At 74.6% G+C, this 11,634-nt stretch carries 11 protein-coding genes and 2 pseudogenes; 4 read left to right on the top strand and 9 right to left on the bottom strand.

Going from position 1 to position 11,634, the window contains the following annotated elements:
- Window positions 1-267: 267 nt before the first annotated feature.
- The gene (locus tag JNW87_RS26230; RefSeq protein WP_238454601.1) at window positions 268-699 is read left to right on the top strand and encodes a CHASE3 domain-containing protein; all 432 of its coding nucleotides are present in this window, start codon (window positions 268-270) and stop codon (window positions 697-699) included.
- A gap of 44 nt (window positions 700-743) precedes the next feature.
- The gene (locus tag JNW87_RS26235) at window positions 744-1,877 is read left to right on the top strand and encodes an ATP-binding protein (RefSeq protein WP_238454602.1); all 1,134 of its coding nucleotides are present in this window, start codon (window positions 744-746) and stop codon (window positions 1,875-1,877) included.
- Between the two features lie 61 nt (window positions 1,878-1,938).
- On the opposite strand, the gene JNW87_RS26240 is transcribed toward JNW87_RS26235, so the two are convergent.
- Entirely contained in the window at window positions 1,939-2,880 is a 942-nt protein-coding gene (locus JNW87_RS26240) for a slipin family protein (protein WP_109803367.1), read from the bottom strand.
- Window positions 2,881-3,050: 170 nt separating this feature from the next.
- Here JNW87_RS26240 and JNW87_RS26245 point away from each other — a divergent pair, with 170 nt between their 5' ends.
- A complete protein-coding gene (locus JNW87_RS26245) occupies window positions 3,051-3,365 on the top strand; it encodes a TMEM175 family protein (protein ID WP_236648148.1) in 315 nt (104 codons plus the stop codon).
- Window positions 3,310-3,684 (top strand): hypothetical protein, encoded by a 375-nt coding sequence (locus tag JNW87_RS26250; RefSeq protein ID WP_236648146.1) that lies wholly within the window; start codon window positions 3,310-3,312, stop codon window positions 3,682-3,684. The genes JNW87_RS26245 and JNW87_RS26250 overlap by 56 nt, the downstream gene beginning before the upstream one ends.
- Window positions 3,685-3,690: 6 nt before the next feature.
- On the opposite strand, the gene JNW87_RS26255 is transcribed toward JNW87_RS26250, so the two are convergent.
- The 8 genes and pseudogenes from JNW87_RS26255 to JNW87_RS26295 all read right to left on the bottom strand — a co-directional run.
- Window positions 3,691-5,481, bottom strand: a complete 1,791-nt coding sequence (locus tag JNW87_RS26255; protein WP_109803366.1) for a hypothetical protein — start codon at window positions 5,479-5,481, stop codon at window positions 3,691-3,693.
- A 29-nt stretch (window positions 5,482-5,510) separates the two neighbouring features.
- On the bottom strand, window positions 5,511-5,888 hold the full coding sequence (locus JNW87_RS26260; protein WP_238454603.1) for a hypothetical protein: 378 nt from the start codon (window positions 5,886-5,888) through the stop codon (window positions 5,511-5,513).
- A 145-nt stretch (window positions 5,889-6,033) separates the two neighbouring features.
- Window positions 6,034-6,369 (bottom strand): aldolase/citrate lyase family protein, encoded by a 336-nt coding sequence (locus tag JNW87_RS26265; RefSeq protein WP_238454604.1) that lies wholly within the window; start codon window positions 6,367-6,369, stop codon window positions 6,034-6,036.
- A pseudogene (locus JNW87_RS41705) lies at window positions 6,369-7,555 on the bottom strand (CaiB/BaiF CoA transferase family protein). The gene JNW87_RS26265 and the pseudogene JNW87_RS41705 overlap by 1 nt, the downstream one beginning before the upstream one ends.
- A complete protein-coding gene (locus tag JNW87_RS26280; RefSeq protein ID WP_238454606.1) occupies window positions 7,552-8,175 on the bottom strand; it encodes an SUMF1/EgtB/PvdO family nonheme iron enzyme in 624 nt (207 codons plus the stop codon). Before JNW87_RS26280 ends, JNW87_RS41705 begins: the two are co-directional and overlap by 4 nt.
- A 207-nt stretch (window positions 8,176-8,382) precedes the next feature.
- Window positions 8,383-9,498, bottom strand: coding sequence for a hypothetical protein (locus JNW87_RS26285; RefSeq protein ID WP_238454607.1), 1,116 nt, complete (start codon window positions 9,496-9,498; stop codon window positions 8,383-8,385).
- A 16-nt stretch (window positions 9,499-9,514) separates the two neighbouring features.
- Window positions 9,515-10,432: pseudogene (locus tag JNW87_RS26290) on the bottom strand (PfkB family carbohydrate kinase).
- A partial coding sequence (locus JNW87_RS26295) for an ADP-ribosylglycohydrolase family protein (RefSeq protein WP_238454608.1) occupies window positions 10,429-11,634 on the bottom strand: 1,206 nt, incomplete at its 5' end. The pseudogene JNW87_RS26290 and the gene JNW87_RS26295, both read right to left, overlap by 4 nt.

Here is an 11,634-nt window from a genome sequence, read left to right on the forward strand (position 1 = left end):
CCCCCACCGGCGGCGGCGGGAACCTGGTGCCGCCGCTGCCACGGCTGCTGTCGCCGACTACCAGCCCGTCGCTGCTGCCGCCGCGGCCGGGCCTGCCCCTGCCCCTGCCCACCAGCGGCCTGCTCGGCTGACCGCCTGCCGCCGGTCCGGCGCACCGGCTCGCCGGCCCCGAGGATGGTGGAGTGCGTGGCGGCACCGGACCGGACCCGTGACGCCGCCCGACGCTGTCCCGGGACGGCGCGCCCGCTCTCGGTTAGTGTGCTGCCGGTGAGCAGCGCGACGACGGCGGCGGGCCGGACCCACCGCGCAGGCCGGCCCTCGCGGATGACGACGAGCCGCCGGCTGAGCGTCATGATGCTGGCGATGAGCGTGCTGGTGCTGACCGGCGGCGCGGTCGGGGCGGCGGCCCTGTCGCACACCGCGGCGGTGTCCAACCGGCTGGCGGACCGGATCTCCCCGGCCCGCGCCGCCGTCGGCCGGCTGGAGAGCGGCCTGCTGGAGCAGGTGGCGGCCGTGCGGGGGTACGTGACCACCGGTAACCCGGAGCTGCTGCGCCCGTACGAGGCGGGGGTGGCGGCCGAGCGCGCGACGGTGGACCGGACCCGCGGCCTGCTCGCCGACGAGCGGACGCGCGGCGCGAGCTGGACGACGCGATCCGGCTGGCCGACCGATGGCGGACGGAGTTCGCCACCCGGCTGATCGGGGCGCGGCGCGCCGGGACGCCGCCGGAGCAGCTGGCCCCCGTGGTGGAGCGCGGCCGGCTCGCCTTCGACGCCGCCCGCGCCGCGCTGACCGCCCTGGAGGGCCGGCTCGACCGGGTGCAGGCGGCCGGGCGCCGGAACCTGGACGACGCCCGGGCGGTGCGCGACGTGCTCTTCGTGGCGATCCTGGGGGCGCTGCTGCTGTCCAGCGTCGTCATCTCGGTGCTGGTCCGCGCCGCGGTGCTGCGCCCGCTGGGCCGACTGGGCGCCTCGGTGCGGCACGTCGCCAACGGCGAATTCGACCACCGGCTGCGGCCGGAGGGACCGGCGGACATCGCCCGGCTGACCGCGGACGTGGAGACCATGCGGCGGCGAGTGGTGGACGCGCTGATGACCAGCCGGCGGGACCGGGACGCGCTGGAGCAGCAGGCCGCCGAGCTGCGCCGCTCCAACGAGGACCTGGAGCAGTTCGCCTACGTCGCCTCGCACGACCTGCAGGGGCCGCTGCGCAAGGTGGCGTCGTTCTGCCAGATGCTCCAGCGCCGGTACGACGACCAGCTCGACGACCGGGCCCGGCAGTACATCAGCTACGCGGTCGACGGGGCGACCCGGATGCAGGACCTGATCAACGAACTGCTGGCGTTCTCCCGGATCGGGCGGGTCTACAGCGACGACCGGGAGGTGGACCTCGCGGAGGTCTTCGCCCGGGCCGAGTCGGACCTGTCCGGGCCGATCGCCGAGGCGGACGCCGAGGTCGTCGCCGATCCGCTGCCGGTGGTGCACGGCGACCCGACCCTGCTCACGATGCTCTGGCAGAACCTGCTCGGCAACGCGGTGAAGTTCCGCAGCCCCGACCGGACGCCCCGGATCCGGGTCACGGTGGCGGAGGACGCGACCGGCTGGACGTTCGGCGTGGCGGACAACGGCATCGGCATCGACCCGCGGTACGCGGACAAGATCTTCCTCATCTTCCAGCGGCTGCACCCGCGCGGCAGCTACGACGGCACCGGCATCGGGCTGGCGATCTGCAAGAAGATCGTCGAGTACCACGGCGGCACGCTGGTGCTGGACGACAGCGACACCGAGGGCGCCCGGTTCACCTTCACGCTGCCGAAGCCGGCCGCCGCGGTCGTACCGGAGCAGGCGGGCGAGCGGGCGCCGGCGGTCCCGGCCTGAGGGCGGAACCACCGGCGGCTCAGGCGGCGGGGTATACAGACAGCCGGTATACGCTGTCCCGTCAGTCGGTGGGCCGGCCGCGCCGCCCGTCGCCGTCGGCCGCCGCCGCGGCGACGTTCTCCGTGACCGGGCCGAGCACCGGGCCGACCGGCGTCGCCTGCTCCCGCGGGCCCGGCCCGCCGGACACCCCCGGCTCCCGGCTGCCGCCCCGGCCGGCGGACGGCGCCGCCTCCCGCGAACCGCGGGCCACCTCGTCGAAGAAGCGCAGCAGCTCCACCGGGAACGGCATGACCAGGGTGCTGTTCTTCTCCGCCGCCACGTCCACCACCGTCTGCAACAGCCGCAACTGGTACGCCCCCGGCGTGTCCGCCATCGCCCGGGACGCGTCGGCGAGCCGGCGGGACGCCTGGAACTCGCCGTCGGCGGCGATCACCCGGGCCCGGCGTTCCCGCTCCGCCTCGGCCTGGCGGGACATCGACCGCTTCATCCCCTCGGGCAGCGACACGTCCTTCACCTCGACCCGTTCGATCAGCAGGCCCCACGGCTTCTCGGTGGGCGCGTCGATCACCGACTTCAGCTCGGCGTTGATCCGGTCCCGGTCGCGCAGCAGGGTGTCGAGGTCGGCCTTGCCGATCACCGACCGGAGCGCCGTCTGGGCCACCTGGAGCACCGCCGACGGGTAGTCCCGCACGTTGACCAGCACCTTCACCGGGTCGACCACCCGGTAGTAGACGACCGCGTCGACGGTGAGGGTGACGTTGTCCCGGGTGATGACGCCCTGCGCGGGCACGCCGATCACCGTGGTCTGCATGCTGACCCGGACCATCCGGTCGACGACCGGGATGATCAGGTGGAAACCGGGCTGACGGATCCGGTCCAGCACCCGGCCGAAGCGGAACACGACACCGCGCTGGTACTGCTGCACGAGCCGGACGCTCAGCGCCAGCACGATCACCACGATCGCGACGATGATGACCAGCGCGACGACGGCGGCGGCTCCCATGGTCCCCCTCGATCCCGGAGGCGCCCGCCTCCCGGCGCCGCGCCTACCCGTTCCGGGAGCGTTCACTCCTCGCGTTCGCCAAGGAGTTCGGCGCGGGCGACGCCCTGATGTCTCACGCTTAGGCGGTGAAAGAACCTAGTCGTGAACCAGGAAGGTCAACACGGTTCGGCATGAAGCGCGAGCCTGCGAGGGTCGTGGCCTTCAGCGATGCGGTCATCGCCATCGCCGTCACTCTGCTCGTCCTCGAGATCCGTCCGCCGCAGGACACCCGGCACCTGTTTCACGGTCTCGCCACGCTCTGGCCATCTTACCTGGCTTACGTCGTCACCTTCATGTTGATCGGGCAGGTGTGGGCCAATCATCACGTCATGTTCGACCACATCCGTCATGCCGACCGGGTGGTGCTGTTTCTGAACACCGGTGCTGCTGATGGACATCGCGTTCCTGCCGTTCGCCGCCTCCGTTTTGGCCAAGGCGTTCCGTGAGGGACAGGGAGAACGCACTGCCGTCGTCTTCCACGGCATCGCGTTCGAATTGGCAGCCATCTTATTCAACGCTATCTGGGAGTACACGCGTCATAGTCGCCGGCTGCTCGCCACCACCATCGATTCCGCTGGTGCGCGAGCCATCAGCCGGCGCTTCCGGCTCGCCCTTGCCTGGATCGCCACCGGAACCCTGCTGGGCGCCCTGCTTCCCGCTCTCGGCGTGGCTGTGATCGCCGCATTCATTCCCTTCTACTGGCTGCCGATCTCGGGCGAGATCCCCGGTACAGAGCCGCAGCACGACGGTGGCGGTCAGGCGTGACCAGGATCAGAGGCGGCGGGCCGGCGGTATGTCGCGGGTCTGCATTCGGGAAAGGAACCAGGCCGGGTTGCTCGCCCCCAGGAGCGCCCCGTCCCTCCCCCGGACCTGGGTGCGGACGTAGCTGCCGTCGCCTGTTGTCACCCGCAGGTCGTACCAGCCCTGCCTAAGCTGCCGGCCGGAGATCCGGGTGGTGCGAGTCGCCGGGGTCAGGTCACGGATGCCGGCCAGGTCGACCGTCCCGATGACGGCCTCCAGGGACGCGCCGGCGGGCAGGTCGGTGGCGAGCAGACGTACCGTCAGCTCCGACGCGTCGGTGACGGCGACCGCCCCCATCGCCGTCCGGCCGTCGACCTCGAGGTCCAGCGCGCCCCGGTAGCGGGCCAGGTCGGTGAACCAGGCCTGGCCGGCGCGCAGCGCGGCCACCAGGTCGTCCCGGTCGGTGGACGACGCCCAGACGTACGTGATGTGCCGGTCGCCGCGGCCCCGCCAGTCGGTGCCGTCGTGGTCGTCGGTGACCCCGACGGCGGTGAAGAAGACGGCGTTGCGGGCGGCGACGTCGAGCGCCCACAGGTGGTCGTCGACGGGACCGCGACCGATCTCGACCAGGTCGGCGCCGAGGTTGTTCCGTTCCACCATCAGCCGGGCCAGCGACTGGCGGCTCTCCACGTCGAGCGGGTGGTTCCAGCAGACCACGCCGCCGTGCGAGTGCAAGAAGTCGATCATCCGCTCGGTGCGGGTCACGTCGTTGTCCCGGTACGGCGGCGACGGGAACTCCGGCAGGGTCTGGTCGCCGCCGAACCAGTTGAGGTGCCGCACCAGCGACACCTCGTACGCCCGATGGTGCGTGACCTCCGGGTAAGCGCCGTCGTACGCACGCAGCACCTCGGTCCGGAGGTCCTCGCCGGCCTGCCCGGCGCGGCGGGTCCGGTCGAAGGCCAGCCGGTCGACGACGAAGCTGCCGCGCGCGGACGCGACGCTGACGCCGAGGCGCAGACCGCGCAGGGAGTTGTCCCCGGCGACCAGGTCGGGCCAGAGCCGCCGGACGTCCGCCAGCAGCGGGAGGCTGTGCCGCCGCCACTGCCCGGGCGGGGCGGGCAGGTCAACGGTACCGACCAGGCCGTCGGTCGAGTGACCGGCGCGTCCGGCGGCGATGCGGTAGCGCAGGATGTGCTGGCCGGCGGGCCTGCCGCCGCGGGCGGGGTGGTGCGACAGGGCGATCTCGACGAGCAGCACCGCGGCCGGCCCGGACGTCTCCGGCAGCACGTCGAGGTGCAGTGTGGTGTCGGAGATGTTGCCGGTGTGCGTCCAGTTCCAGGCCTGACCGGCGTACCAGAGGATGCCCGCGCCGGTGGCGGTGAGGCGCAGGGCCTTCGCCGGGTCCTCGGTGCCGTGCGGGCTGTCGACGAAGTCGGCGGCCGACGTGGTCAGCCGCCCCTCGGTGGACGCCTTCCACGTCCAGGCCAGCCCGCCCTCGAGTTCCTCCGCGCCGTCGAAGTGCACCATCCGGCGGTGGTCGTGCGCGGCGACCCGGAAGTCGTGGTCGGTCCACCAGATGACGTCGACGTCGTTGCGGCGGGCCTGGTCGAGGTGGGCGGCGTAGCTGGCGATGCCCTCGCTGAACGAGGCGTGGATGTGCATCGCCATGCTGACCGGCCGGCGGCCGTGCGGCGGGAACGGCAGCGGTGGCGGGTCGGCGGTGGCGGCGAGGCTGACGGGAACGCCGACGCCGGCGACGGCGAGGCCCCCGGCGGCGACGAGCAGGCCGCGCCGGTTGAGCCGTGGCTGTCCCTCGCCCATTCCCGCTCCCATCCTGCCCGTCGGTGGGGTCAGCGTACGGTCGACCTGCTCGGGCTCGGTGGTGGCGGGTCAGGCCGCGTAGCGGGCGGCCAGGTCGACGACGCGGCGGGCGGCGGCCACCATCGCCCGGTCGGCGAACCGGCCGTCGGGCAGCACCACCGTGCCCGAGTCGCGGGCCTGCGCGTCGGCGACCGCGGCGAGGAGTTCCCGGGCCCGGCCACCTCGCGCTCGGCCGGGCGGAACGCCTCGGCGATCACCGGGAGCTGGCGCGGGTGGATCGCGGCGCGGCCGAGGAAGCCGAGCCGCCGACCGGCCGCGCAGGAGGCGGCCAGCCCGTCGAGGTCGGCGACGTTGGCGTAGACCGACATGGCGGGCGGCGGCAGGCCGGCCGCGCGGGCCGCGACCACGACGCGGCCGCGTGCCCAGAGCAGGCCGTCGTCGTCGGCGACGCCCAGGTCCGAGCGCAGGTCGCCTCGCCGAGCCCGAGCGAGGCCACCGCCGGGTGCGCACCCGCGATGTCGTACGCGGCCTCCAGCCCGACGGCGGACTCGATCAGCGGGTGCAGCGGGGTGTCGACGCGGGCGCGAGCGCGGCGACGGTCGCCGGGGACTCCACCTTGGGCAGCCGCAGCCCGGCCAGCCCGGGCGCGCCGGCGACCGCGGCCAGGTCGCCGTCCACGTCCGGGCCGGCCAGCTCGTTGACGCGGACCTGCACGGGCACCGCCTGCGGCTCGCTGAGGAACTCGGCGACCGCCTCCCGGGCGTACGCCTTGCGCCCGGCCACCACGGCGTCCTCCAGGTCGAGGATCACCGCGTCGGCGCCCGAGGCGACGGCCTTGGCGAACCGGTCCGGCCGGTCGCCGGGCACGTAGAGCCAGGTGAGCAGCATCAGATCACCCCGCGCTCGCGCAGCGCGGCCAACTCGTCGTCGGTGACGCCGAGCGCCCGGAACACCTCGTCGGTGTCCTGGCCGTGCCCCCGACCGGCGTGCCGGATCTCCCCGGGGCTGGCGGACATCCGGAACGGCACGTTCTGCATGCGTACCTCGCCGAGGTCCTCGTCGGGGACGGTGACGACGGTGCCCAACGCCGCGTACTGCGGGTCGGCGAGGATGTCGCGGACGTCGTAGACGGGAGCGACGGCGGCCTGCGCGGCCTCGAACGCGGCCACGACCTCGTCCCGGTCGCGTTTCGCCACCCACGCGCCGACGGCGGCGTCGAGCTCGTCGGCGTGCGCGGCCCGGCCGCTGCCCGTGGCGAACCACGGTTCGTCGATCAGCTCGGGGCGGCCGACCAGTCGCAGCACCCGCTCGGCGATGCTCTGCGCGCTGGTCGAGACCGCCACCCACCGCCCGTCCGCGCACCGGTAGGTGTTGCGCGGGGCGTTGTTGTTGGACCGGTTGCCCAGCCGGGGCTGGACGTAGCCGAGCTGGTCGTACCAGGTGATCTGCGGGCCGAGCATCGCCATGATCGGTTCGATGATGGCCAGGTCGACCACCTGGCCCCGGCCGGTGAGGTCGCGGCGCGCAGGGCCAGCATGACCGCGTACGCGGCGGCGAGCGCGGTGACCGAGTCGGCGAGCCCGAACGGGGGCAGGGTGGGCGGCCCGTCGGGTTCACCGGTGGCGGCGGCGAAGCCGCTCATCGCCTCGGCGAGGGTGCCGAACCCGGGTCGGGACGCGTACGGGCCGAGCTGACCGAACCCGCTGATCCGGGCGATGACCAGTCGCGGGTTGACCGCGTGCAGCTCGTCCGGGCCGAGCCCCCAGCGTTCCAGGGTGCCCGGGCGGAAGTTCTCCACCAGCACGTCCGCGTCGGCGATCAACCGGCGCAGCAGCTCGGCGCCCTGCGGGTCGGAGAGGTTGCAGGTGACGGTCCGCTTGTTGCGGCCGAGCACCTTCCACCACAGGCCGACACCGTCCCTGGCCGGGCCGTGGCCGCGCGACGGGTCGGGCTTGGCCGGGTGCTCCACCTTGACCACGTCGGCGCCGAAGTCGCCGAGGAACGCGGCGGCGAGCGGACCGGCGAAGAGGGTGGCCAGGTCGACGACCTTGACCCCGTGCAGCGGCCCGCTCATCGGTCGTCCCCGGGCAGGTCGGCGGCGCAGCGGAAGCCGATCGAGTCGGAGCGGGTCAGTCCCGCCCCGGTGAGCAGGAGCTTCACCGACACGTCGGGCGGCTGCGGGCCGCCGTCGAGGTACCAGTCGGAACCCTCCGCCCGGTACGCGCACCCGCCCTTGAGGATCACGAAGCGGGTCCGCCCGTCGGAGTGTTCGCTCTCGGTCAGGTTCCACACGAGGGGTTCCCGCCGGCTGAGCAGCCCCGCCTCGGCGGCGACCTGCCACTCGTCCTCAGTGGGCAGCCGCAGCCCGGCCCAGTCGGCGTACGCGCGGGCGTCGGCGAGGTCCACGCCGGTGACCGGGGCGTCGGCCGGTCCCCGGCCGGCGGTGAACCGTTCCGGTCGGACGGGTCGGTAGCCGGTGGCGGCGAGGAACCGCGCGTACTGGCCGTGGGTGACCTCGCGCGTGTCGATGGCGAAGCGGCCGAGCTGGACCGGGCGGCGCAGGGTGCCGGTGTGGTGCAGCCGGGGCGGCAGCGGCTTCCACTCGTCGACGTAGGGCGCCTCCCCGTACAGCCCGGTCTCCCGGACCCGGTGGCGGACGAGCAGGTCGTGCCGGCCGCCATCGACGGTGACCATGCCGTCGGGCAGGGCGGCGAGGGGCGCCCACGGGGTGCGGCCGCACCGCGACCCGGGCCGGGAAGGACGGATCGCCGGCCGGCGACTCGTGCCGGGCGACGGGTGTGTCGGCGGCGACCACGGCGGCGATCCCGCCGGCCGGGAGCGGGCCGCCGACGGTGACCCGGCCGTCGCCGGTCTCGGTGACGGTCAACTCCGCGCCCGTGATCAGGTCGACGAAGCGCCGGCCCGGGCGCGGCTCGGTGAGCAGCCACGGCCCGTCGTGGTCGTCGCCCCGGTTGACCACCGTCCACAGTGGTTCGCCGTCGTGCGTCCAGCGGGACGCGTACACCGGCCCGGAGCCGGCGCGGTCGGCGAGCGGCACCCAGTCCTCGGCGCCCAGCCAGGCGGCGTGGCTGGCCTGCACCCGGCGCATGGCCCGCAGCACGGCCTTGTCCCGGTCGTTCCAGCCGACCCAGACGCCGAAGACGCTCTCCCAGACCAGGACCCCGCAGCCGTTGAGCCAGGCGGAGTGCAGCTCGTCGAGGTGGCTGCGGTGCCAGCGGCGGGTGTGGTGCAGGATGTGCCGCCGCTCGAACCACTTGGCGCGCAGCACCCCGGGCACCGTCGAGTCGGCGAACCACTGCGCCCAGGACATCGCGTGGTCCTCGATCCGCGCCAGCGCACCCGGCTCTCCCCCTCCAGGACCAGGCCGGGGCGTACGGCGTCGAGGGCCTTGCGCAGCTCGCCGGCGCCCTCCTTGAGGGTGTCCAGGAAGACCCCGTCCACGCCGAGGCCGGCGGCCAGCGCGGCCACCTCCTCGGCGTCGGTGCCGGGTTCCCGCCTGGTGCCGGTGTCCCAGGGGTTGTAGTCGACGAACACCCGGACGCCGTGCGCCTGGAACGCGCGCACCACCTCGGGCAGCTCGGGCACGTCCCGGTACCAGTCGAACTGGTTGCGGTCGTCCAGCCCGATCACCGGGTACGCGTGCCACAGCACCACCCCGTCGAAGCCGCCGAAGTCGCGCCGGGCGGCGTCGAGGAACGCCTCGACGGTGAAGACGCCCCGCTCGTGGTCGTAGAGGGTCTCGTCCCACAGCCAGGCGAGGCAGACGGAGAAGCAGTCGCCGGTGATCTCGTCGTAGTGGCTGCCGGTGTAGGCGAGGCGGGCCAGGGCGTCGGCCCGCCACCGGGCGAGCTGCTCCCGCCAGGCGGGCCAGTCCGCCGGGTCGTCCGGGGCGGCGAAGATCTTCGCCTCGTCGAGGGTGGTCAGGTCGGCGTGCGAGCCGAGCGGCACGTCGGTCGGCCGGTCGATCGGCCGCGGCACGTAGGGATTGAAGCTCACGCGGCATCTCCGTAGGTCACGGCGTACAGGGCGTCGATCGCGGCCCGCGAGGGCAGGGCGGTGGACGCGCCGGGGCGCTGCGCGCAGGCCGGCACCGGCGGCACACGCCCCAGCGCAGCACCGCCGTCGCCGTGCCGGCGGTGAGGGTGCCGCCGCGTTCGGCGAGGGCGACGGCGAGCGCGCCGGAGAACGCGTCACCGGCCGCGGTGGTGTCCACCGCGTCGACCTTCGGGGCCGGGACCTCGATCCGGGTCCCGGCCCGGTCGGCGTACGCGGCGCCGCGCGCGCCCAGGGTCAGCACCACCCGGGGCACCAGGGTCACGAGCGCGTCGAGCAGCGCGCCGGGCTCCTCGGTGAAGACCCCGCCGACGACCGCCGCCTCGTGTTCGTTGACCACCAGCACGTCGACCAGGTCGAGCAGCTCGGCCGGCAGCGGCCGGGCCGGGGCGGCGTTGAGCACCACCGTGGTGCCGTCGGCGCGGGCCCACTCCGCGGCCTGCCGGACCGCCGCGAGCGGCACCTCCAGCTGGAGCAGCAGCACGTCGGCGCCGGCCACCGCCGTCCGGTCGGCGGCGTCCAGCGTGGTGAGGGCGGCGTTGGCGCCGGGGGCGACGACGATGAAGTTCTCGGCCGCGCCGTCGACGGCGATCAGCGCGACGCCGGACGCCCGTCGACGGTGCGCAGGCCCCGTACGTCGATGCCGGCGGCGATCAGGTTGTCACTCAGCAGCATGCCGAAGTCGTCGTGCCGACGCGCCGACGAAGTCGCAGTCCGCTCCGGCCCGGGCGGCGGCCACCGCCTGGTTGGCGCCCTTGCCTCCAGGCACGGTGCGGAAGTCGCCGCCGAGCACCGTCTCACCGGGCCTGGGCAGCTGCGGCGTGGTCACCACCAGGTCCAGGTTGGCGCTGCCGACCACGATCACCCGGGCGCTCACGCCGCGCCCCCGTCCGCCGGCACCCGGGCGTCGGCCAGGGCGAGGGTACGGTCGGCGAGGGCGTCGAAGCCGATCCCGTCGAAACCGGCGATGCTGCTGGCCAGCCGGTTGCGCAGCGGGGCGACCCAGCGCGCCGGCAGCCCGGACGCGCCGGTCAGCGCCCCGGTGACCGCGCCGACCGTCGCGCCGGTCGAGTCGGTGTCCCAGCCGCCGCTGACCACGGCGCAGATGGACCGCTCCAGGTCGCCGCGCCCGTACGCGAGCGCCGCCGCGACCAGCGCGGCGTTGTTGCGCACGTGCACCCAGTGCAGGTGGCCGTGCCGCTGGTAGAGGGTGTCCACGATGCTCTCCCAGTCGTCGGTGCCGGCGCCGAGGGCGCGCGCCTCCCGGACGGCGGCGGTGAACCTGCTGCCCGGCGGCAGCACCGACTCGCCCGCGTCCAGCACCTCGTCGATGCTCCCGGCGACCGGCGCCGCCGCGGCGAGCGCGGCCACCCAGATCGCCCCGTACGCCCCGGCCCGGACGTGGCTGACGGCGGCGTCCCGCCAGGCCGCCTCGGCGGCCTGGTCGGGGCGGCCGGGGTTGGTCCAGCCGTACACGTCGGTGCGGATCTGAGCGCCGATCCACTCCCGGAACGGGTTGTGTCGGCGGGCGGTCTGCGGCGGGGCGTGGCCGAGCAGCAGGTTGCGGTAGGCGACCCGCTCCGCGGTGAAGACCCGCCCGGCGGGCAGCCAGTCCAGCCAGGCCTGGGCCACGTCGGCGCTCGTGAAGTCCGGGCCGTGGGTCTCCAGGATCCGCAGGGCCAGCAGCGCGAAGTTGAGGTCGTCGTCCTCGGGCATGCCGGCGATGTTCTCGGCCAGGCTGGTGGGGGCGCTGCGCCGGTTCCACGGCCAGCGGGCGGCCACCTCGGCCGGCAGCCCCTCGGCGGTGAAGTACCCGCGCAGCGGCCACCGGCCGGTGGCGGTGAGGATCTCCCGGATCCCGGGTCGGGGGATCTTCTCCACCGGCTTGCCGAGCAGGCAGCCGACGGCCCGGCCGAGCCAGGCCCCGTGCAGCCGGTCCCGGGTGGCGGTGGTCGGCAGGTGCCAGGCCGTCGGCCAGGTCGCCCGGACGGCGTCGAGGTCGTCGGCGTCGGCCGTGTCGGGGCCGGGCAGCGCGTCGGCGGCGTCGAGCAGGTCGACGGCCAGGGCGCGCAGCTCGGG

This window comes from Micromonospora sp. ATA51, from assembly GCF_016802855.1.
In the GTDB taxonomy this organism is placed as follows: domain Bacteria; phylum Actinomycetota; class Actinomycetes; order Mycobacteriales; family Micromonosporaceae; genus Micromonospora; species Micromonospora sicca.

Coding starts and splice junctions, on each gene's coding strand:
- JNW87_RS26240 (WP_109803367.1), bottom strand. CDS start 2,880: ATGGGAGCCGCCGCCGTCGTCGCGCTGGTCATCATCGTCGCGATCGTG.
- JNW87_RS26245 (WP_236648148.1), top strand. CDS start 3,051: ATGAAGCGCGAGCCTGCGAGGGTCGTGGCCTTCAGCGATGCGGTCATC.
- JNW87_RS26250 (WP_236648146.1), top strand. CDS start 3,310: ATGGACATCGCGTTCCTGCCGTTCGCCGCCTCCGTTTTGGCCAAGGCG.
- JNW87_RS26255 (WP_109803366.1), bottom strand. CDS start 5,481: ATGGGCGAGGGACAGCCACGGCTCAACCGGCGCGGCCTGCTCGTCGCC.
- JNW87_RS26265 (WP_238454604.1), bottom strand. CDS start 6,369: ATGCTGCTCACCTGGCTCTACGTGCCCGGCGACCGGCCGGACCGGTTC.
- JNW87_RS26280 (WP_238454606.1), bottom strand. CDS start 8,175: ATGGTCACCGTCGATGGCGGCCGGCACGACCTGCTCGTCCGCCACCGG.